Origin of the sequence: Algoriphagus sp. Y33 (assembly GCF_014838715.1) — a bacterium.
GTDB lineage: Bacteria > Bacteroidota > Bacteroidia > Cytophagales > Cyclobacteriaceae > Algoriphagus.
This window is the reverse complement of sequence record NZ_CP061947.1, coordinates 4993766-5016811: the sequence shown is the minus strand read 5'-3', so window position 1 is coordinate 5016811 and position 23046 is coordinate 4993766. Positions and strand designations below refer to the sequence as shown.

17 protein-coding genes are annotated in these 23046 nt (G+C 42.7%); 9 read left to right on the top strand and 8 right to left on the bottom strand.

The annotated features are described in order from the left end of the window. Nucleotides 1–5: 5 nt before the first annotated feature. Nucleotides 6–854: a pantoate--beta-alanine ligase gene (gene panC / locus ID165_RS20500; RefSeq protein WP_192347291.1), complete on the bottom strand. Its 849-nt coding sequence runs from the start codon at nucleotides 852–854 to the stop codon at nucleotides 6–8. 129 nt (nucleotides 855–983) lie between these two features. Between panC and ID165_RS20495 the strand changes: the two genes are divergently transcribed. From ID165_RS20495 to glmS, 3 genes are all read left to right on the top strand, one after another. Continuing rightward, a complete protein-coding gene (locus ID165_RS20495; RefSeq protein ID WP_192347290.1) occupies nucleotides 984–1802 on the top strand; it encodes a glycogen/starch synthase in 819 nt (272 codons plus the stop codon). Further along, nucleotides 1723–3141, top strand: coding sequence for a DUF4270 family protein (locus ID165_RS20490; protein ID WP_192347289.1), 1419 nt, complete (start codon nucleotides 1723–1725; stop codon nucleotides 3139–3141). Before ID165_RS20495 ends, ID165_RS20490 begins: the two co-directional genes overlap by 80 nt. Before the next feature lie 122 nt (nucleotides 3142–3263). Continuing rightward, nucleotides 3264–5105, top strand: coding sequence for a glutamine--fructose-6-phosphate transaminase (isomerizing) (gene glmS / locus ID165_RS20485; protein ID WP_192347288.1), 1842 nt, complete (start codon nucleotides 3264–3266; stop codon nucleotides 5103–5105). A 207-nt stretch (nucleotides 5106–5312) separates the two neighbouring features. Here the strand turns inward: glmS and ID165_RS20480 are convergent, their stop codons facing one another. Next, complete coding sequence (locus ID165_RS20480) at nucleotides 5313–7679, bottom strand: TonB-dependent receptor (RefSeq protein WP_192347287.1); 2367 nt, start codon at nucleotides 7677–7679, stop codon at nucleotides 5313–5315. A gap of 563 nt (nucleotides 7680–8242) precedes the next feature. On the opposite strand from ID165_RS20480, the gene ID165_RS20475 reads away from it, so the two are divergent. Beyond that, nucleotides 8243–8866, top strand: a complete 624-nt coding sequence (locus ID165_RS20475; protein WP_192347286.1) for a hypothetical protein — start codon at nucleotides 8243–8245, stop codon at nucleotides 8864–8866. A 304-nt stretch (nucleotides 8867–9170) separates the two neighbouring features. Further along, nucleotides 9171–9815, top strand: a complete 645-nt coding sequence (locus tag ID165_RS20470; RefSeq protein WP_192347285.1) for an alpha/beta hydrolase — start codon at nucleotides 9171–9173, stop codon at nucleotides 9813–9815. Nucleotides 9816–9906: 91 nt separating this feature from the next. Here the strand turns inward: ID165_RS20470 and ID165_RS20465 are convergent, their stop codons facing one another. From ID165_RS20465 to ID165_RS20450, 4 genes are all read right to left on the bottom strand, one after another. Next, on the bottom strand, nucleotides 9907–11325 hold the full coding sequence (locus ID165_RS20465) for a DUF1593 domain-containing protein (RefSeq protein WP_192347284.1): 1419 nt from the start codon (nucleotides 11323–11325) through the stop codon (nucleotides 9907–9909). Nucleotides 11326–11420: 95 nt separating this feature from the next. After that, the gene (locus ID165_RS20460; protein WP_192347283.1) at nucleotides 11421–11780 is read right to left on the bottom strand and encodes a cupin domain-containing protein; all 360 of its coding nucleotides are present in this window, start codon (nucleotides 11778–11780) and stop codon (nucleotides 11421–11423) included. A gap of 54 nt (nucleotides 11781–11834) precedes the next feature. Further along, nucleotides 11835–13790, bottom strand: coding sequence for a heavy metal translocating P-type ATPase (locus ID165_RS20455; RefSeq protein ID WP_370539708.1), 1956 nt, complete (start codon nucleotides 13788–13790; stop codon nucleotides 11835–11837). A gap of 12 nt (nucleotides 13791–13802) precedes the next feature. Continuing rightward, entirely contained in the window at nucleotides 13803–14921 is a 1119-nt protein-coding gene (locus tag ID165_RS20450; RefSeq protein ID WP_192347282.1) for a P1 family peptidase, read from the bottom strand. 697 nt (nucleotides 14922–15618) lie between these two features. On the opposite strand from ID165_RS20450, the gene nth reads away from it, so the two are divergent. From nth to ID165_RS20430, 4 genes are all read left to right on the top strand, one after another. After that, nucleotides 15619–16290 carry an endonuclease III gene (nth, locus tag ID165_RS20445; protein ID WP_192347281.1) on the top strand — a complete coding sequence of 224 codons (672 nt, stop codon included), beginning with the start codon at nucleotides 15619–15621 and terminating at the stop codon, nucleotides 16288–16290. After that, nucleotides 16290–18065 carry an asparagine synthase (glutamine-hydrolyzing) gene (asnB, locus tag ID165_RS20440; protein ID WP_192347280.1) on the top strand — a complete coding sequence of 592 codons (1776 nt, stop codon included), beginning with the start codon at nucleotides 16290–16292 and terminating at the stop codon, nucleotides 18063–18065. The genes nth and asnB overlap by 1 nt, the downstream gene beginning before the upstream one ends. Continuing rightward, nucleotides 18062–19285 carry a glycosyltransferase family 4 protein gene (locus ID165_RS20435; RefSeq protein ID WP_192347279.1) on the top strand — a complete coding sequence of 408 codons (1224 nt, stop codon included), beginning with the start codon at nucleotides 18062–18064 and terminating at the stop codon, nucleotides 19283–19285. The genes asnB and ID165_RS20435 overlap by 4 nt, the downstream gene beginning before the upstream one ends. A 207-nt stretch (nucleotides 19286–19492) precedes the next feature. After that, a complete protein-coding gene (locus tag ID165_RS20430) occupies nucleotides 19493–20449 on the top strand; it encodes a fasciclin domain-containing protein (protein WP_192347278.1) in 957 nt (318 codons plus the stop codon). Between the two features lie 70 nt (nucleotides 20450–20519). Here ID165_RS20430 and gldB read toward each other — a convergent pair whose 3' ends face one another. Together gldB and ID165_RS20420 are read right to left on the bottom strand one after the other, a co-directional pair. Continuing rightward, nucleotides 20520–21578: a gliding motility lipoprotein GldB gene (gldB, locus tag ID165_RS20425; RefSeq protein WP_225586851.1), complete on the bottom strand. Its 1059-nt coding sequence runs from the start codon at nucleotides 21576–21578 to the stop codon at nucleotides 20520–20522. Nucleotides 21579–21608: 30 nt separating this feature from the next. Continuing rightward, nucleotides 21609–22982 carry an alkaline phosphatase family protein gene (locus ID165_RS20420; protein WP_192347277.1) on the bottom strand — a complete coding sequence of 458 codons (1374 nt, stop codon included), beginning with the start codon at nucleotides 22980–22982 and terminating at the stop codon, nucleotides 21609–21611. Nucleotides 22983–23046 lie beyond the last annotated feature (64 nt).

Genomic DNA, 23046 nt, shown 5'->3' with positions numbered 1-23046 from the left:
CAAAATTAAGGAATTATTGGCAGGTTGTCGATTAATCTGATTTTTCCTAGATAGGCAGCCACACAGAGTGATGATTTTTGATTGGGATCAAAATCCACATAACCTATAAAACTGTCAGGATGAATCAATTCGAAATATTCCAAGTCTGCCAAAGGCACGTCCTCAAAATCGCGCGTGATTTGGTTCTGCACCTCAAACCATGGCTTGCCTGCTAAAAGTTCCTGCTTGGCCTTAGTCAGACTGTGTATTAAAATCAACGCTTGAGCCCTTTCGTCCGGTGATAGGCGCAAGTTCCTTGAGGACATCGCCAATCCGTCTTCTTCCCGTCTTGTAGGGACGATAATAAGTGCTACATCCATGGACAGGTCTTTCACCAATCGCTTTATAATGCCGGTTTGCTGAAGGTCTTTTTGACCGAAGAATGCCTTTTCGGGTTTGATGATGTTGAAAAGCTTGGAGACAACTATTCCTACTCCATTGAAATGCCCGGGGCGAAAGGCTCCCTCCAGCACTGCCTCGAGCTCGCCGAAATTGATGCTTAATTGTGGTTTTTCAGGATAAACAGTGTCTAAATCAGGGAGGAAAACAAAGTCAACTTGTTCATTCCTAAGTTTATCCAAATCCTCGTCTATAGTAGAAGGGTAATTGTTAAAATCTTCTTGGTTATTGAATTGTGTTGGGTTTACGAAGATAGAAACCACTACAATATCAACTTCCTGTTTGGCTTTTCTAACGAGGTCAAGATGGCCTTCGTGAAGCGCCCCCATTGTGGGGACCAAACCTATGGATTTACCGTTTTTAAGGGATTCAAGCCAGTAATTGCGCCAATTGGCTCCAGTATGGACTAGGTGCACCAGAATAGGGTTTAGGATGGGTAAATAGGGGCAAATGTATATTATTATTCAACAAATCAAGGCTTTTAAGGCTTTTTTTATTATCTTTGCGCAGTTGTTTTTTCACCTTCAACATAAAATCCAATAAGCATGTCCAAATTACGTATCCTCTACGTTGCCAGTGAAATCAACCCTTTTCTCCAAACATCCGAAGTCGCAAATTTCTTAAGGGCCCTTCCTCAAGCTATGCAGGAGCGTGGTATGGAGATCAGGATTCTAGTGCCAAGATTTGGCCTGATCAACGAGCGAAAGAACAGGCTTCACGAAGTGGTGAGGTTGTCAGGGATCAATATTGCGGTAGGAGAAGAGGAGAAACCTTTGGTGATTAAAGTGGCTTCCATTCCTAATGCAAAGCTTCAGGTATACTTTATTGACAATGAAGATTACTTCCAGCGAAAGCATGTGTTCCACGATAAGCAGCAGAAGTTCTACGAGGATAATGACGAACGTGCGATTTTCTTCTGCAAAGGGGTCATCGAAACGGTAAAAAAACTGGGCTGGGCTCCTGATATCGTGCACTGTAACGATTGGATGACTAGCTTAATTCCGATGTATTTGAAAACTACTTATAAGAGCGAGCCTTTATTTAAAGACACGAAGTCTGTATTTGCGATCTACAACAACGGATTTTCCCATACCTTTGGTGATGATTTGTTAAACAAGGTTAAGATGGTGGATATTGATGACGCTATTTTAGCACCTTTGAAAAGCAAAGACTTTACAGGATTTATCAAGATGGGCATGGAGTACGCCGACTTGGTAGTCAAAGGCGGTGAAGTTTCCGCAGAATTAAACCAACTAATCGAGGATTTCTCAAAAGACAAGAAGTTTGACATCAGCATTGAAGCAGAATCAGAAGCACAAGCTCACGAAGAGCTATTCGGCATTTACACAAATCTCGCCGGTTAATCTGGCCGTTGGGGCCATCTTGTCCCTATTTCTTATCAGTTCCTGTAGTGACCCTGCCACTGTCGGCATAGAGCTGGCTCCCGGAAACAACCAAATCGGCGTTGTTTTCGAGGAGTTTGAACTGCCTGCAGAGATAGTTTTACTGGATTCTTTCAATACTACCAATCAAAATATTTTGATAGTGGGAGAAGAAGTTGATCCTTTTTTCGGGAAAACATCTGCGACAGGCTACACAAGAATGTTTATTAATTCCGGGACTAAACGCCCGGAGTCTGACGCAGTGCTTGATTCTATCTTCTTCACTGTTGATATTGTAAATATTAACGGGACGAATTTAGATGAGCCAAAATATTTCTCCATTCATAAGTTGACAGAACCTATATTGGATACCTTGTATTACAATTTTGACGAATTGACTTACGAAGAGAATCCGTTTTCCTCAGGAGAGATCGTGTTTGGGGAAGAAACCGACTCTATTGCGTCTTTCCAGGTAGAGGAGGAATTTGCAGAAGAGATTTTCACCAAAATGCATTCGGGGATTGAGTTCAATGACCTCTTTTCATTCCGGGATTATTTTCCGGGTATAGCGGTGAAAGCAAAAGAGGGAGATAATTCCACGGCAGAGGTAAGGTTGGGAGCTAATACTGCAATCAAAGTTTACTATCGTAACGATGCTTCTGATACGGTTTCGACGCTGTATTCGATTTCCACTTCACCATCCAGGAATTTCAGCGGGATTAAAAGTGATAGAAGCGGTACTCCCACTGCTGCCGTCACAGAATACCAAAAGTCTTACGATGTGGGGCAGATGGTTGGGATAAAAGCGGGTCTGGGTATGGTTATCAAATTGGACACCAGCCCATTTGATGCCTTTTTGGATACGCTCTCCGGCGTTACGTTCAACAACGTTTCATTGGAACTTGGCGCAATAGAAGAACCTGCGGAGGGTGTTCTCCCCAGTTCATATTTTAGAGCTTATTTTACAGATGCCGGCAACCACTTCCTGGCCAACCCCGCCGGAAATTATTATACCATACAGGATCCATCAAGGCCTCAAGTGGGCATTGATAGTGAATCAAACAAGGAACCACTAGTAGAGGCTCCTGCAAGTTTTATTTACAATTCTGACAGTAAGGTTTATGGTCAAAATATTTCTGCCTATGTAAATGCACTTTTCCGGGGAGATTTGACAAGGAAAGACTGGATTTTATATGGAGGGAATATTGTGAATAAGAGAAGGACTAATGGCGGGGCAGATCCATTTGCTACGTCACTGAGGCAGTTTAAAGTAGATAAGAACAAAATCAAGGTGAAGGTCATCTATTCTAAATCTAGGTAGAATTCTCAGGTTTTGAAAAGTTATCCTAATCCACTTCCTAATTTACGGGAAGTGGATTATTTTTTTTGGCACGAAAGCTGTTTCTTTGCAGAAGTTCAGTTAAACCATAAGAATTTTTCAATATGTGTGGAATCGTAGCATACGTAGGGCAGCAGGAAGCTTTACCCATAATTATCAAAGGCCTGAGAAGATTGGAATACAGAGGATATGATAGTGCCGGTGTTGCACTATTGGACAGAAATGGCCTAAGTATCTACAAAAAGAAAGGGAAGGTATCCGAATTGGAGAAATATCTTGAATCAAATCCGGATTTGTCCTCCAAAATCGGAATAGGCCATACGCGCTGGGCGACTCATGGCGAACCAAATGACACCAATGCGCATCCGCATTATTCTTCTTCTGAAAAAATAGCGATGATTCACAATGGAATCATTGAAAACTATGAAGTGCTCAAGCAGGATTTGATGCAAAAGGGCTACACATTTAAATCGGACACAGACACAGAAGTATTTATTAAGTTCATAGAAGATATTCAGCTAAATAATCACTGTAGTCTGGAAGAAGCACTTAGACTGGCTCTTCACAAAGTAGTGGGTGCTTATGCTATAGTGCTGATAAACAAAGAAGAACCAGATACCTTAATTGCCGCAAGAAAGGGATCTCCATTGGTGATTGGAGTTGGTGAGGACGAGTTTTTCCTTGCTTCTGATGCCACTCCAATAATTGAATACACCAACAAGGTGGTCTATTTGGATGATTTTGAAATAGCAGTTATCAGAAATAACCGTCTTCAGATCAAAACCATTGAGAATGTAGAAACCAATCCTTATATCAATCAACTTGAAATGGAGCTGGAAGCCATCGAGAAGGGTGGGTATGAGCATTTCATGATGAAGGAAATTTTCGAGCAGCCCAAATCAATTGCGGATTGTTTGAGAGGACGCCTGGACGCAAAATCAGGTCGGTTAGTTCTAGGCGGTCTGCGGGATTACATGAATAAATTTCAAAATGCTGAGCGTATCATCATCACCGCTTGCGGTACCTCATGGCATGCCGGATTGGTAGCAGAATATTTATTCGAGGAATTTGCACGCGTACCTGTAGAAGTGGAATATGCATCTGAATTCAGGTATAGAAATCCTGTAGTGGGAGAAAAAGACTTTGTCATAGCTATCTCACAATCAGGCGAGACGGCGGATACATTGGCGGCCATAGAGCTTGCGAAATCAAAAGGAGCTACAATTTTTGGAGTGTGCAACGTGGTGGGCTCATCTATTCCAAGAGCCACCCATGCAGGATCCTATACCCACGCCGGTCCGGAGATTGGGGTCGCATCGACCAAAGCGTTTACTGCCCAGATTTCCGTATTGGCTATGATGGCCCTGAAGCTGGGTTATCAGAGAGGCACACTGCCTGAAAGTAAGTACATACAGCTTTTACATGAACTTGAAGCAATTCCTGGAAAAATTGAGCGGGCTTTGAAATCAAATGATGCAATCAAGTATATCGCTGAGGAGTATAAGGATGTAAGTAATGCGCTTTACTTAGGAAGAGGGTATAATTTCCCTGTTGCACTCGAAGGAGCATTGAAGCTCAAAGAGATTTCCTATATACATGCTGAGGGATACCCTGCTGCCGAGATGAAGCATGGTCCGATTGCTTTGATTGATGAGGAAATGCCTGTGTTCTTTATAGCTACCAAAGACAGCTCTTACGAAAAAGTAGTGAGTAATATTCAGGAAGTAAAAGCCAGGAAAGGAAAAGTGATTGCTGTGGTCACTGAAGGAGACACGCAAGTGAAGGCGATTGCCGACCATGTGATCGAAATCCCTGAAACCCACGAGGCTTTTGCTCCATTGGTCGCTGTAGTTCCTTTACAATTACTCTCTTATCATATTGCTGTGATGCGTGGCTGCAACGTTGATCAACCAAGGAATTTGGCGAAATCAGTAACTGTAGAATAAAGTTAGATGGCTGTCCTTTCGGGCAGCCATTCTTTTACAAACTTGGTTTTAATGGAAGAAAGACGGAGGATTGTGCGGAATACCGTAAGAAATAAAAGAATCGTCAGGCAGAGTACTTGCCCATTGTAGGCATGCCCTAGCCTTTCGTTTAGTCTGCTATTGAAGGAATGGGATCCCCGATCCTTTTGATCAGAAATCCCATTCATATCAAAATCTTAGTGTAAGGTTTGCAGCAAAGTTGGTTGGAGCCTGAGGCACTCCCCAAATGGTCCAGTACTTCTCATTGGTCAGATTGTTCAGCTTAACACTTGCCCTCCATTTTGGCTGGTCATAAAATGCACTCGTATTTAAGACCGTATAGGCCGGGATGGTGAAAATGTTATCGCTGAACATATAGCTTTTGTCCACATAATTTCCTCCAAATCCAAACCCGAGACCTTTCAGTTTGTGTTGGAGGGTATAAGAAGCCCAAAAGTTTACGATATTTTCCGGGGCATCAGTGGCTTTGTTGCCTTCGATGGCTTCGTCTGAGGTTTTTACGATCCTGTTGTCATTGAAAGCGTAACCTGAGATTACGTTCAGCCCGGGAATTGGGTTGGCGATTAGTTCTATGTCAAACCCTTTACTGACTTGCTCCCCGTCTTGGAGAGCGAAGCCATCGGTATTCATGCGGATAGCATTATCGATGGAGATATGATAATAGCTAAACGTAGCACTCAGTCTTTTATCAAAAACTTCCGCTTTTATACCTCCCTCGGACTGTACTGCATAGACTGGATCTAAAACCAATTGTGAGCCATCAGGCTGCATTCTCGGAGCCTGATTTTGGAATCCATTCATATAGTTTCCAAACACGGAAACCTGATCTTTCACCACTTGATAAACTACTCCCAACTTTGGGGAGAGAGCTGTCTGCTGAAAACCTTCTGCTCCTCCCTGCTCCTTCCTGTCGAAATAATCCACCCGTAGACTGAGCATCGTGGATAATCTATCTGTCCATGCGATGACATCTGTGGCATAGCCACTCAGTGTATGCGTATTGACCGTGTTCCAGCCAGGCCAATATCCGGGCACAAGGTGAGGGTCTATATCTTGTCTTCTCAAAGGAAGGAAATCCTCAGTGACATCTACCGTATCTATAATACCCGTTGCCCCTGATTCACTTCTACTCTGGAAGAGTCTGTAGCTGGCTCCAATTAGTACTTTATGTTTGATGTTTCCCGTAGCGAACTCCCCGTTGATGTTTTCTTGTATATTCGTATAGTTGTTGTAAATAGAATTCCAGTCTCCTGCATTTCTGGTGGCTGTAGTAGGCGATAGCCAGGTGGCATAATACTGGTAACTATGATCCACATCTTCACCTACAAACGAGAGTAAGGTTGTAGAGGTCCAGTTTTCGGTAAGACGGTATTTAGCCTCTGCGAATATTTTTGAGGTGGAGGTTTCTGCATCCGCATCATGATGGTACAAGGTCTTTTTGTAGTCCAGCTTTAAGTCTTCGGGGCTAGTGATCCCTGATTGGGGAGCATATCTGTTATACAGATTTCTCGTACTATTGACATTAAGAAGCTCAGCATCCAGCGTAAAGGTTAAACGATCTGAAGCCTTGTAAAGCAGGCTGGGAGAAATTAGATAAGCGTTGTAAAACCCATAATCCAAAAAGCTTTTTTCTTGATGCACAGCTGCATTTAGCCGGAACAATACGGTATTATCCTTATTTAATGGCTTATTGATGTCTGCCGTGATCCGGTGGAGGTTATAGCTTCCTGTTGTATAAGAAACCTCAGTCTTATTTGCTTCAATAGGTTTTTTGGTTACCAAATTGACCACTCCGCCAAAGGAGGAAACATTCCCTCCGAATAAGGTTCCTGAAGGTCCCTTTACTATTTCTATCCGCTCTACATTAGCGATATCTACACTGGAACGGCCAGTTGTGGTCTCCATCCCATTACGGGCATTGATTCCGATGTTGAATCCCCTGAATGTAGTGCCAAATCCACCTGAAGGATACACGACCGGAACGACACCGGGAGCATTGCGGAGGGTTTCCCCCACATTTGTTATCACTTGCTCTTGAATCAGCTCTTTGGTCACTACATTATATACCTGCGGATTCTCCAGATTATCCAATGGCATACGGGCGACATAGTCTGTTCTCTTGTTTGCCATTGGGTTTACTTTAGAATCCGTTACGGTAAATTCTTGCAAGTCACTGCCGTTTTCAGAAAGCCTGACGGGCGGCACGCTTAGCGTTTGTCCATTTTCAAGCTTGATCTGTATTTCCTTGGTTCTATATCCCAAATGGGAAATAACCAATAAATATTTTCCTGCCGGCACTTGGTCGATGGCAAAAAGACCTTCTTCATCAGTCAATGCGCCTTTACTCCGATCCTTGAGGTGGACATTGGCAAAGGGGATGGGGTTGCCTGATTCATTCAGGATTTTTCCTTGAACGGAGGCCGTTTGTTGTTGCGCTTGTATAGTAGGGAGGAATGCAAAGCTGATAAATATGAGGTGGAAAAAGCTGAGAAATTTTCGAAAACTTGCGATTGTAGTGTATATCTTTTCTTCCATTTTAATGTGGTTAAGGGTAATTATGTTATTAAATAGTGGCTTTTGGGTAATTGTATGTTGGTTGTTGACGGTTGGATCAAATGGCAACTGAGGAATTTCGGCCATGATCAGGAGTAGCTTGGAGCTCTTTTGTTCAGTAAGCTCCATGGCATTTCCTTGTCCTGAGATTATAGCTGACTCTCCATGTTACATGTTCCTAATTTGGCGTTCTCATGATCTTGATTGTTTGCATCAGAGACGCAACGGCATAGTGATCTTTAAATAAACATTACTTCTATTTAGACTGATTAAAAATAATGGCGAAGTAAGCAAAAAATACCCTGAATTCAAGTTTATTTAGATTGATTATAAATAAAAGTTTTCTATGGACTGCTGAAATTGATAGAGCATAGCTAATACTGGGACATTCCCTGTTGTCCGAAACTCCTAGCCCAGCCATCGGCAAGTCCTATATGAAACCTTATTTTCTTCCTATTAATGGACAAAAAATAGAGCCAAAAAAATTAATTATTTACCAAAAATCACTTGTTTTGCGGGCAAAATAGTATTTCAACTCTTCTTTAATGAAAAAAATCACGCTCATCTTCTTTTTTTTAAGTACGATATTTTTATGCTCATGCGGAAATGAAGAAGATTCCCTTCCTGAATTTGTGCTGGACCAACCTGATCAATTGCAATCAGATGAATATGAAGTGTATGGCAAAATTCTTGAAGGATTTAGCCAGTCCCAGCTTATAGTCCGACAACAGACTTCAATATATACACCTCCCAAAGAGAGCTTTGAGCTGTTTTTCAATTTGGAGAATATGTCCGGTATGGAGAGCACATTATATTTCAACTATGTACAGGAAAATAAGGCCCCATACCTTTTGGCTGACAAAATTGAAATATCATCCAAGGGCACGAAACTGCTATCAAATAAAGAATATTCCCACTACTTTGATAGGGATAACGGCCACAAAAGCTGGGAATTATTCCAAAATAAGTACCCCGATTCAGGGGCTTGGTTCTTCTACGTCAATAAGATTGGCTTTAATGAAGATAGAACGCAGGCTCTTGTTGGTCAGGAGTCTTACTGGTTTATGGAGTCTTCGGATGGGACTACATCAAATGGTGGAAGACTTTATTATCTTGAAAAAATAAACGGGGAATGGGTGCTTATAGGTTCTTCATTTTATCAACTTTAAGAGCAAGACTTCCGGCATTGCAGAATTGAACTGTTCGTTTTAGATCTATTGTCGCCTTTATGACGGCATTGAGTTTGCTAAACTTTGGCGTTATGATTTCATGCCTACCTGTGTGCATGGAGAAATCATATTACCGGCAGCATTGCGGGTAATCATATTTCAGAAAAAACGAGCTGTCTACATTTTTATAAAAATTATGAGCTGATGAAATCGAGCATGATCCCGTACGTACGGGATCACACACTGGGATGATTATAATGCATGCGAGATTCCATATGGCCTTTAAAAGACAAATTACAATCATATGAAAATAAGTGTTGTAATGGGGATTCTATTCTGTTCGACAATGTTCGGATGCGGAAGACAAAGCGATGAACGATTTATTTTCTTTCTTCACAATAGATTTCTGGAAGAACATGAGCTGAATGAATCACACCCGGAGTTTGGACGGACCGAATACAATGAAATTTTAGAGGAATTTGAAAAAAGTGGCTTTAAAGTAATTAGTGAAAAAAGAAACGGAAATGTAAATGCACGGGAATATGCAATAACAGTTGTAAGTCAAATCGACAGCTTGATTTCGATTGGAACTGAGCCTGAAAAAATAACAATAGTCGGAACATCAAAAGGAGGTTATATCGCTCAATATGTTTCGACTTTAGCCAATAATCCCGAATTAAATTTCGTGTTTGTAGCAAGTTTTAATAACAGTGATTTGGATAATTTACCTGCTATTAATTATTGTGGAAGAATACTGACCATATTCGAAAAAACCGACCCATTTGGAGTTTCGGCAGTTGAAAGAAAAGAAAGGTCAACCTGTATAATCAGCCACTTTAAAGAAGTTGAACTAAATACAGGATTGGGACACGGATTTCTGTTCCAACCACTGAAAGATTGGATTGAGCCTACAATTCAATGGGCCCACGGAAATTATGAGCTAAACTAAGGGTAAAACTCACGTTTTCAAGTATATAGTGTTGAGTGTACAGATTTTCCGTCCGGATCCCGAATGTAATAAGCCACTTTCCTATCCTGAACTATGGCTCCACGGTCACTATTACCCTTTTGTATCGTGTGAGGGCAGGTGTTCCCTGATCGGTCACAGCCAGAATAATATGCATATCCCCCAGTCGCTGGGCTTTTGGGATGAGGAAATGGGCTTTTGGACGGTCAGCATTCTCTATCTTCAAAGGTGTGGCTGTCCGTCCGCTTGCTATGGTGAAAGCTCCCGGTTCTGAATAATAAAACCATTGGTAGGTAAGCTGGTCTCCATCAGGATCTGTGCTACCTTCAGCACTCAGGTCAATGCGCTCACCGATTTTGGCGGTAATCCGCTCAGGAGAACTAAGATTAGGTATTGGAGGGTGATTAGCTTCTTCATACGGTTTAATAGTCCAGTCCATTCTAGCCTCAAAATCATTTTGGAAAGCTTCTCTCCACCTCCAGATAGTGGCCTTATTGCTTGTATGCCAATTACCGTCAAAGCCTAGTGCCTCATCCATGGCATCGGTCCACAATGGGCGGGTTTCGGGTTCTGCAAACCATCTCTCGGTTCTGGGTTGATAAAACTCGTATCTTCCTCCCCAATTGCCATAATGTGGGTTTTCAGGACTTTCCAAACCGGTATGGATCAAATGCATAAAGCTGGGAGAGTCTCCTTCCATAAGAAATTCCATGTGTGGGTATTCCTTTCCCAGTGGTCCTTTGTTCCGAATATGCGTATCGAGCCAAGAATTGTCCACAATTTCGAAATTACCTCCGGCAAACCGTCCGTGGAATTTGTCCCCGCTGATTCCTGACCAGGTCGCAAAATGATAGCCGCCAAAGTCATGGATTCCCGGACTGGCAATATAGAAGAGTTCGGGAAAAGTTTTTCTTAGCCATGGACCACTATCGTCCTGATCTGATATAGTATAAACTCTTAGTTTGGACACAAACTTTGCAACTTCTGCCGAATTACGGGTTTCTTTCACCTTCCAAAGTGCCTGCGCCAGACAATTTGGGCCTCCCCAGACCAACACCCAAACAGGCCTTTGATCCTCTTTATCCACTGTTTTGATGATCAATTCCGACCCCTCTGAATCCATACCTTCACCTACAGCTTCCATGCCATACTTAGGAATTCCTTCTTTCACCACTGATCTCAGCCGCTCAGCGGTAGGATAGCCTTGTTCATGTTTTTCAAGATTATCCCTTACTTTCTCATACGCCGTGAGGATTTCCAGAATTCTCCAAGAAGCGATTTTATTTTGCTGATGAATAGAGGTGGTAGCAACCAGACCTCCCACATCCCATTGATTGGAGTAGGTCAAAAATCTCACCAGAGACATGGCATCATCGGGCTCATTTTCTATATCGGTGAGTACAATGATACGTTCTTTCCCTGAGTTGTTTTGTGCTATCAGAGGAGTGTTCGCCAGCAATAGCGTAATGATGCAGAAGTATAAGACTTTCATAGATTTTGGGTTTGAATAGGTTTATAGGGTTTAAGCAACCCCAATTTCTGTTCACAGATTCTTTGTATCTAACCAATACAACTATGAGAGTAGGGTTAAATTTTTTCAAATTTATCCACAGTCAATTCGGATTTCACCTCCCCTGTGTGCTTAGTGCTCTGAGGTTCGAAAAGTAAAATCCAGGCTTCTTCTTCTGCCACAGGCCTATGTTCTACTCCACGTGGAATTACGAGCATTTCCCCTTCGTTCAGCGTAACTGATTCCCCTTCTAAATCAATTTTGAGAGATCCTTTTATAATCAGGAAAAGCTCATCTTCGTTGGTGTGATTATGCCAAACAAACTCACCCTTTACTTTGGCCAGTTTCACATCCTGACCGTTGAGTTCCCCGATTATTTTTGGAGTCCATAGCTCCTTTATCAGATCAAATTTCTCGTTGAGGTTTACTTTTTTCATAAGAGTTAAATTTTAAACCTGGAACTTTGGTTAAACAGACTCTCTAATTTAAGATTATTCAAATCTCATTTTCTGAATCCGTATCGCATTTAGTATTGCCAACAAGGCTACTCCCACATCAGCAAATACCGCTGCCCACATTGTAGCCAATCCCAGTGCTCCAAGTATAAGTACCAGAACTTTGATGCCAAAAGCAAAACCGATATTCTGCCAGACGATTTGTTTGGTTTTTTTGCCTATCAAAATCGCCATTGGAATCTTAATAGGCCTATCATCCTGAATCACCACATCTGCAGTTTCTATTGTAGCATCGCTTCCCAAGCCTCCCATTGCTATCCCCACATCTGAAATTGCCACAACGGGCGCATCGTTCACCCCGTCACCGACAAAAGCAACGGTTCCTTTCTGCATTTTGATTTCTTTGACTCTTTCTACTTTATCCTCAGGCAGCAAATCACCAAATGAATGGAGGATCCCCAATTGATCTGCCACAAATTTGACCACATTGCTTTTGTCTCCGCTGAGCATCGTGATTCCTATTCCCATGGATTTCAGGCGATCAATTGTCCTCCGGGCATCACTTTTTATGCTGTCTGCTATGGTCAAATAGCCGGCGAATTTCCCTTCGTATGCTATCGCCACCAGCGTGTAAGCAAGACCGGTTGGATCGATGGAATAGGGAACCGAAAACCTATCCATCAGCTTGAAATTTCCGACAAGCAATTCTTTTCCTTCCACCTGTGCCCTCAACCCGTGTCCGGCAATTTCCTCTATATTCCCGGGCACAATATCAAAATCAATCTCTCCCACATGATCCTTAACCGCACTGGCTATTGGATGCGAGCTTTTGCTTTCCAGAGAATTGACGAAATCAAGAATTTTTGTACCCTCAAATTCCGGTTGAAGATAAACTTCCTGTACCTTAAAAATTCCCTCGGTCATCGTCCCCGTTTTGTCCATCACCACTTCTTTGATCTCTGCCAGACTATCCAAGAAATTACTTCCTTTGAATAGAATGCCGTTTTTGCTCGCAGCTCCAATTCCCCCAAAATACCCAAGCGGAATACTGATCACGAGACCACAGGGACAGGAGATAACCAAGAAAACCAATGCGCGGTAAAGCCAATCGCTGAACTCATAATCCTGCACAAAAAGATAGGGAAGAAAGCAGATCCCTATTGCGAGGTAAACCACAACCGGTGTATAGATTTTGGCGAATTTTCTGATGAAAAGTTCCGTCTGTGCTTTTTGTGCAGTCGCATTTTGCACCAATTCCAAAATCCTTGAAAGCTTACTGTCTGTGTAGGCGGTGGTTACTTTGACTTGGGATACGGTATTCAGATTTACCATTCCTGCCAGTACGACAGCACCTTTTTTCTTGGAATCAGGCTTGCTCTCTCCGGTCAAAGCGGAAGTATTAAAAGATGCTTTTTCTGAAAGTAGCTTACCGTCCAATCCAAGTTTTTCGCCTGGTTTCAGTTGGATAACATCACCGATTTTTGCCTTCTCAGCTTTGATGGTCCGGGTTATTTTGCCTTCCAAAACAGTGACTTCATCAGGTCGCTGGTCTAGTAAGGTTTTGATGTTGGTTTTTGCTTTACGGACTGCCATTCCCTGAAAAACTTCCCCAACAGAATAAAAAAGCATCACCGCAACTCCCTCCGGGTATTCTCCTATGGCAAAGGCTCCCAGTGTCGCGATTCCCATCAGAAAAAACTCCGAAAACACATCGCCTTTGGTTATGCTCTTCAACGCCTCTTTGAGTACAGGTAGCCCAACAGGAATATATGCCACGAGATACCACCCTAATCTTACGTAACCGCCAAACCAATCCTGGGGAAAAATGTGGTCGAAGCCCAAGCCGAGCATCATCATCGCAAATGAAAAAATAGCTGGCGCAAAGAATTTCACCATGGGTTCGCTCTTCGCCGGGGAGTGATCATGTCCGTCATCCTGAGAATGACGGTGGTTTGCCTCCTCTTCTTCTGTACAGCAGCATTTATCTTTCACTTAGCTCTTGGTTTAGTTTTGCTTCATCAAGGTCATCACTTGGTCGATTGGCAATTGCCGGACACTGTGCCCATCTCTTCCTTCCATACTTTGCGCAGCAAATAAGGAATTGATAATCGCCTCTTCCGTCGCTTCTATCACTGCCATAAACAAGCCTGACATATCATCATTTCTTACATAAACTGCTGATTCCAATGCTCCATTTTCTGAAGAGTATGGTATGCGAAGTCCTTCAGCTGTACTGAAAGCAATCACGTAATCTCCGGAGCCATTGGAAGCGATCCCTCCGGTTTTTGCCAAGCCCATCATAGCACGCTTTGCCATGCGTTCGAGATTTCTTTCCAATACAGGTGCATCTGTAGCCACCACGATCATGCAGCTTCCATCAGATTTTTCCAATGCATCCCGAAAGGGATATTTACCCAATTTTTCGCCGACAGCCACACCATCGATCTGAAGATTTCCTCCAAAATTGGTTTGAACCAATACTCCAATCGTGTACCCTCCGAGATTTTCCGGCAGTTTGCGGGAAGAGGTACCTATACCTCCTTTCCAGCCAAAACAAACCGTGCCTGTCCCTGCACCTACGTTTCCTTCATCGACTTTTCCCGTCTTGGCAGACTTTATTGTTTCAATTACTTCCGCTGGGGAAATATGCATTCCCCGGATATCATTCAGGTAGCCATCATTGGTCTCTCCTACCAGAGCATTCACCGACTGTACATTTTCATTTCCTTCTTGTGTCAAAGAATATCGGACTACTCCTTCGATTCCGGCTGCTACACTCAACGTATTGGTAAGAATAATCGGCGTCTCAATGTTGCCAAGCTCTTCCACCTGAGTAGTTCCTGCCAGTTTCCCAAATCCATTGCCTACGTAAATAGCAGCAGGGACTTTTTGCTGAAAAACATTTCCATCATGGGGCAAAATTGCCGTTACTCCCGTGCGGATATTGTTGCCTTCTATTTTGGTGAAGTGTCCCACTTTCACACCGTGTACATCGGTAATAGCATTTAGCGCACCCGTAGGAAGGACACCGAAAATGATTCCTTTTTCCCGGGGTCTTTCTTGGGCAAATAAGCTGAAGACAGAGAAAATTAATAGGATAATCAGAAAGCAGGTTTTTTTCATGTGAATATAATTCGGTTTTTTAAAGGCCACACGGAATCTAGCAGGGTTGATAATCTTCCCAGTGTGTGTCGTCCTCGGCCTGCCTGTCTGCCCCAGGCAGGCTCGGTTTCATAGCCGGTGATTTCCCGAATTTAAACTTTATGTATTCACCAAAAAACCACTTGGCAATACAATTCACCCAATAGTCAATATTTCAGCTTCATTCTAAGCAAATTCGAATATCAACTGTTTACAAATCTGGTTTTATGGTAACTTTCTAGTCGCATGTAATATTATTCAATATGAGTATCCGCAATGATGCCAGTGGCATTAATTTCTTTGGTTTGCTTGCTGGAAGACCCCTGCCCTTCAGGTGGGGATGACGGGTGACCCGCCACAGCGAGGCAGGCCCAAGTAGCCTCAATGTCCCGATGGCTAGCGGGATTTCCAAGTCCTATATTACTTTATGCTTCTTTAATTGGTAGAAAAACGGATATACAGATTATTCGATCTATTTTTTCACCGACAATGGGATTGGTGTATGCATCTTTTAAATTAGCGTTGTGCTTAGAGATCAGAATTGATACATGCATTAGGGAGTTCCCTAATTAGAATGAAAATTCAAAATAGATTTACTTTCTGGAAAAGCAAAATGGATAAATACAGTGCTTAACTGTGCAAATCCCTTTGGACTTACCGGTGAAAAACGCTCAAGAAAATGCTGAAAAAAGAAAGATACGAAGCCATCATCAATCATTTCCGTGAGAATATGCCTATTGCGGAGACTGAACTTCAGTATGAAAATCCCTTTCAGCTGTTAGTGGCAGTCGTACTTTCAGCTCAATGTACAGATAAGCGTATTAACTTAGTTACTCCCGCACTTTTTCGGGATTTTCCAGCACCTGAGTTTTTGGCAGCATCGAATTTTGACGAGCTCTTTCCCTACATCAGAACCGTTTCTTATCCAAACAATAAGACTAAGCATCTATTGGGCTTGGGCAAAATGCTTGTGGAGGATTTTGGGAGCGAAGTCCCCTCTACTGTCCCTGAACTGATCAAACTTCCCGGTGTGGGACGGAAGACTGCAAATGTGATTACTTCGGTGGTCTGGAACCAACCAAATATGGCGGTGGATACCCATGTTTTTCGCGTTTCCAAGCGATTAGGACTAGTTTCTCAGACGGCAAAAACTCCTTTAGAAGTAGAGAAGCAGCTTATCCGCCATATTCCCAAGGAGTATGTGCACATCGCACATCACTGGTTGATTTTGCATGGTAGGTATGTTTGCTTGGCACGAAGACCAAAATGTAAAGAATGTACATTGACTCACCTGTGTCGGTATTTTGAGAAAAATCAGGGGAAAATCACCAAAGCCGAAACAGAAGGGTAATGTGCGGAATCCATCTGATCTGGGGTAAGGAAGCGAATGAGGAGGCGATTAATGGCATGCTTCGGCAAAGTCAGTATCGCGGACCTGATCAGCAAGCAAGCTTCAGTCCATGGCCGGGACTTTGGATCGGGGTCAACCGGCTGAAAATCTTACACACAGGAGCAGAAGCGGATCAGCCTTTTTGGTCTCCCGATGGTAGGTCTTTGCTGATTTGGAATGGGGAGCTTTACAATTTTCAGGAAATCCGTAACCTGCTCATTCAGGATGGTGTAACTTTTACCACACACTCCGATACCGAGGTCGTATTGCATGTGTTGAGCATTTTTGGAGTACAGGGATTGGAGAAACTGCAGGGGATGTTTGCTTTGATTTTTGTGGATTTGACAGAAAGAACTCTGTTGGTAGCCCGGGATAAAAACGGAGAAAAGCCGCTTTATTATGCCCAAGATCCAGATACTCTGATTTTTTCCTCTGTGTCCAGTAGCATTCAAACAATAAAAAAAACACCACTTGAGGCGAGACAATTTGATCCGTATTTTTACCTCAGGGTCCCTCTGCCGGGAAATACCTTTTTCCGCGGGATTCATGAATGGAAACCCGGGCGATATAGTAAGGTTTTGAATCACTTGGCTTTCCGCCAGGATCATATACAGACTGAGTCCAGTCCCAATTTGGAACCGACTTTTGATAGGTTCAGGGAGTTGCTTACTGATGCTGTTCTAAATCAATTTCACGCTGATGTGCCGGTAGGAATGCAACTGAGTGGGGGGGCTGATAGCTCATTGCTGTATGCGATTTGGTATAAGGAGATGGGGATTCCCCTGTCTTCATTTACCATTCAAGTGGAGCCAAAATATCGAAAGAAATACGGAGATGGAGATGCGGCAAGGCGCTTCACAACACAATTTCCCAGCAATCATCATCTTATAGAAATCGATCAGGACACATTCTGGGAAAATTGGGGTGACTACCTTCAAAGTGTGGATCAACCTATAGGAGATTCTGCTGGTTTTCTGACTTGGATGATTGGGAAGGAAGCTAAAAAATCAGTCAGGGTACTGATTTCGGGAGCTGGGGCAGATGAGCTTTGGGGAGGATATCAGCGGCATAAGGCTTTTGACGCTTACCAAAGGCACAAGGATATCCTACTGAGATTTCAGGGTGTTCTTCGAAAACTCCCACTTGGCCGGAGCTATCAAAAATTTATCTCAGCTATAGATTCCAATTCTCAGAAGACTTTTCTGAATTTCTCTGGATTGGATACTGTTCCAAATGACTTGGCAGAAGACTACGAAAGGATTTTCAATGGAAATCTGACTGAATACACACAGATGCTTGAGTTTGATCGGCAGGTATATTTGGTTCAAGATGTGTTGAAAATCCATGACAATGCCTTGATGGCACAGAGCATAGAAGGTAGGTCGCCCTATTTGGATACCGGAATGCTGGATTTGTGGAAAAATGTGAAGGGTGAAAAAACGTTGAGAGGGAAGCCTTGGATCAAAAGATTTCTGGACGAACAGGGTTTAGCTTGGATCGCTGAACGTAAGAAAATGGGCTTTGGACTTCCTTTGAAAGAATGGTTTGCAGAGAATGGCGAATTTTCCAGACGCATTTTTGACTCTATCAAAGTATTCGAGAAAAGCCATGGAGAGCTTTTTCCTCCTAAGATGAGGTTGCTTGCCGCTGAGCCTGAACTTGGTACCAAGCTTAACTTTTTAACACTTTACAATCTGTTTCTTCTGGCTGAATGGGTGAAATTGCACAAGCTATGAGGATTATTTATGTCCATCAATATTTCAGAACTCCGGCCGAAGGTGGGGCGGTGCGCTCCTATCACTTAGCCAAAGGGCTGGTGGATGCAGGATGTGAGGTAGAGCTGATCACAGGAGGTACTCAAGCCGGCTACGATCAGCGATGGATTGACGGAATCAAAGTACACTATTTACCGGTGGATTATGATCAGAAATTTGGGTTTTTAAAGCGTGTGTTGTCTTTTCTAAGCTACGTTCGTCAAGCCAAAAAGCTTATTAGAAAACTTCCACGCCCAGATTTGCTATATGTCACGTCCACCCCGCTGACCACGGGCTTACTTGGACTCTGGGCGAAGAAGAACTTGGCTATCCCCTACATTTTTGAAGTTCGGGATCTATGGCCCCAAGCTCCCATAGAAGTAGGGGCAATCAAGAATTCTATATTGAAAAGAAATTTGTTTTCGCTGGAGAAAAAGATCTATGGGCAAGCTTTAAGCTTGGTCGCACTGTCCCATGGAATTGCTGATCATTTGCGGAAAGTGGCTCCACAACAACAGATTCATTTGATCCCAAATTTCTCGGATTTCGATAGATTTTTCCCAATGGAAAAGACTGGAAATCTGCTCCTAAAATACGGACTGAAGGATAGGTTGACTATCGCTTATACAGGAGCCTTGGGGAAGGTAAATGCGGTGAATGAACTGCTTGATCTTGCCCAAATGGCCAGAAATAAAGGTAAAGACTGGCAGTTTTTGATTATGGGGAATGGGAGTAGCAAAGAGCAACTTAGAAAAACGGCTGAGGAAAAATCCCTTTCTCAGGTTCATTTTATTCCATATGGCTCCAAGGAAAAAGTCAATGAAGTGCTCAGTTTGGCAGACTTTGCATGGATATCTTTCGCTCATTTACCCGTACTGAAAACCAACAGCCCAAATAAATTTTTTGATGCCTTGGCTGCCGGCAAGGCGATTTTGATCAATCATAAAGGATGGGTTTATGATTTGGTAAAAACATATCAATTGGGTGTTTCTTGCCTACCGTCTAAAATTGAATCTGCCTTTTTACAGCTTGAAAAACTGGAGGAAAACCCGTCAGAACTCACAAAAATGAGCCAGAATTCCAGAAAATTGGCAGCACAGTATTTTACTAAAGAGCAGGCAGTTTTCCATTTGATTCAGGCATTGGAACCAACTAACAATCCTTCTGGTACCTCGGATAAAAAATTTTATTTAATGGCGTAAGGTAAATTTTCGGCATATTTATCATGCATTTTTAGCTCATTACTCTAGAATAAACCCGCTTTAGGAAGTTTTTTCTACTCATAGTAGGTTGATTATAACCTTTGTAAACCCAGCCCTTTTTCAAAAAAAATCCATAGAGCACAAAACCATTTGCTTGTTAGCCGGTTTCATTTATCCAACTTAATACTTAACCTTAAACCAACTAACATGAAGAATTTCAATTTGAATCTATGGCGATATCTTTCGCTTTCACTTGCGATGATGGTCATGATTGTATTTACATCCTGTGATGATGAGGATGATGAACCTATGCCAGAACAGGCTAATGTCGTAGAGGTATTAGGAGGTGACAGTAACTTCAACACGCTTGCTACCGCAGTGGTTGCAGCAGGACTGGATGATGATCTAAGTGCTGCAGGTCCCTTCACTGTTTTTGCGCCTACCAACGATGCCTTTGGTGATTTTCTGTCAGACAACGGTTTAACATCTGATGAACTGATTGGCGGTTCAGATTTGGCCAATACCTTAAGCTATCATGTAGCGTCAGGGAATATCGCTTCCGGGGATGTGGAAGCTGGTGCGGTCACCCCATTGTCAGGGGATAAGTTTTATATCAGTATCGATCCTGATGGGAGAGTTTGGATCAATGGAAACGCTATGGTAACAGCAGTAGATAAAATGGCAAGCAATGGGGTGATCCATACATTGGATTATGTAATTACTGCACCGACCATGAGTATTGCTGAAATTGCTGTAGAAAATACCACAGCTTCAACTCCGGAGTTTACACAATTAGTAGCAGCACTTACCAGAGCTGATTTGGTAGATGCCGTAAGTGGAGGAGTGGAAGATAATTTGACAGTTTTTGCACCTACAGATGCAGCATTTGAAGATTTATATGTTGCGTTGGGAGTAGATGGCGTAGAGGATATTCCATTAGATGTATTGACGAATGTTTTACTGTATCACGTAGTTCCTTCTAGAGCTTTCTCTCAGGATTTAAGGGACGGAGCAACTCTCCCTACGCTACTTGAAGGTGAAACATTGACGGTTGATCTTCCCGGCTTAACGATAAACGAGAGGGGGTTAGTAGCATCTATGCTTAATATACATGCAACTAACGGAGTTATCCATGTAATAGATCAAGTAATAATACCGGAATAAAGAAGGGTGGGTTAGTTTGAAAGCGGGTTTCTGTTAGAAGTCCGCTTTTTTATTTCCATTTTTTAACTTCTCAGGAACCTGTCCCCCTAGGTCTATAGCCTGATCCTCTGAAAATCTTCTCAGCATCGGGCTCAGCCATCAGCACATCCAAAGGGACATCTTGATTGAATTGATAATCATCCACAATATTCCAACCCAACCATCTTCCCAATCTGCCGGGGGCCTTGGTGCTGATCGCATCGGTGAAGGGGGCTTCACCGATGTATTTTCTGATTTCAAAAGGGTTGGTCTCGTACAGCAATTCATTTTCCACAAAGTGGGACCAGATTAATTCCTCATTGTCGAAGCTCTCCGAGATTGCCTCGGGAGTATATCCAATGATGTATTGATCAGAAGTGCAGGGAAGAATTGCTTTGGTGAAATGATATGTTTTACCATAATAAATCATTTCCGCCAAGAGGGTATTGTCCGTAGGATTCGTTTCATTAAATCTTGCCGAAATCGCCATCACAATCATCGGAACGATGAAAGGCTTGTCATACCGCTCAGCCATGTAGCGGGGAAGCTCGGGTTGGAAAGTATGTGTGGGAGGGAGAAAATAATCCAGCCCAATGACTATAAGTTCATCCGTAACGATCAAGTCAGAATTGAATCCTGATACAAAAGTGTAGACTTTTGGCACTTGAAATTGGGGAAAGTAATACTTGATGGCTTTAAATGCTGTTTCCAATTCTTTCTCCACCTCTAAAAAATCACCATATACCTGTTGTACTGAATCATAAAGTATCCGCATGGACGAATCTTGATGGATAGTCAGAAGATCTTCAGCTAAATTGTCAGAATTCGGATAGAGATCCATCTGTAGGTATTCTTTGGCGAATTCCGGATGTTCTTCAAAGAGATGATTTAATTCGCCTATTGATTTTGCAGTGAAAAATTCTTTTTCCAGACGGGTAACCTCTACAGTCAGATCTTGATCCAATATTTCCTGAGACAGCTCACAGTTTTCTTCTTTTTTGTCGCAGGCAAGGCCTAGCAGCAGAATAAGTAAAAGATATAAATATTGAGAGCCGGAATTGCGCATGAATGAGTTTTTGTCAAAAGTAAGGAATAGAAAAGGTTTGGACAATCTGCCAAATTTCTAATCCTAAATCTCAAATTAATTTCCCCGTACAGCTGTCAAGATCACCTCAAAAACATCCGTCGGTTGCAGTGACTTTTGGCTGAGAAGTGATTCATCAGCTACCAGTAAAGGCTTGTCCAAATCGTCCTCGCTCAGCCTCCCATGTGCGCCTTTCACCAAAGTAGCATCCAGCGGAATGACATCCATCAGGTATCGGAAACCAAGCTTTTTCTTCAGGACTTTTGACCCGACAGTAAGCATGGGGATCTTGATGTCCGGATTTAGAACCAGTTCCACAGGATCATAACCCGGCTTTTTGTGGATATCCACACAGCGGGCATAATCGGGAGCCTTGGCATCATCAAGCCAGAAATAATAGGTAAACCAGGAGTCTTTGTCTGCCATGACGACCAAATCGCCAGAGCGTTCATGATCTATGTGGTGCTTCTTTTTCCCTTGTGCATCCAGCACCAATTCCACCCCCGGAGTATTTTCCAGAATCTTCTTTACCTGCGGTAAAATGCTTAAATCATTGACGTGCACATGCGCCACCTGATGATCCGCCACCGCGAAAGCCTTAGAAGTCCCCGCATCCAATGTTTCCAGGCCCCGCTCATCCTTTACCTGAATCCAGCCCTGATTTCTAAAAATCCTATTGAGATGAATAGGTTTACTCACTGATGTGATAGCATACTCAGATAGCAAAATTACCTGAGTTCCCTGCTTCTCGAAATAGGTGATCAAATCTTCGGCAAGTTCATCTACTTCTTTGAGGTGCTTACCGATTTTGTCAAAATCAATTCCATACTTCTGAAGAGAATAATCCAGATGCGGAATATAAATCAGGTTGAGCGTGGGATTGTGCCATTCATCCACTTTCTTGGAAGCTTCAGCGATCCATTTGCTGGAGGCAATATTGGCATTTGGACCCCAAAAAGAGAATAGCGGAAACTGTCCCAATTCTTTCTGAAGACGATCACGTAATTCCATCGGCTGGCTATGACAATCCGGTTCTTTTCTCCCGTCCGCCAAATAAAGTGGCCTTGGAGTCACCGCATAATCTACACTGGAATACATATTGTACCACCAGAACATGTTTGCCACGGTGAAGTTGGGATCCTCTTTTTTAAGTATTTCCCAAACTTTCGGCGACTGCACCAATTTATTGGATTGACGCCAAAACTTGATTTCGCACTCATCCTGAAAATACCAGCCATTCCCCACAATTCCGTTTTCATTGGGCATTTTTCCTGTCAAATAAACCGATTGGGCAGAACAAGTTACCGCCGGAAGAACGGGTTCAACCACTGCCTGCCTTCTTTTTTCAATCCACTTTTTCAGGAACGGTGTATGCTCTCCGATTATGCGGGGAGAAAGTGCTACGATATCAAGAACTACTGTTTTTCTCATTTTAATTTGGGGTAACTAGCCGGTTTGCGGGCTTCTTCTTTATTCTTATGCTTACCAACTAAAA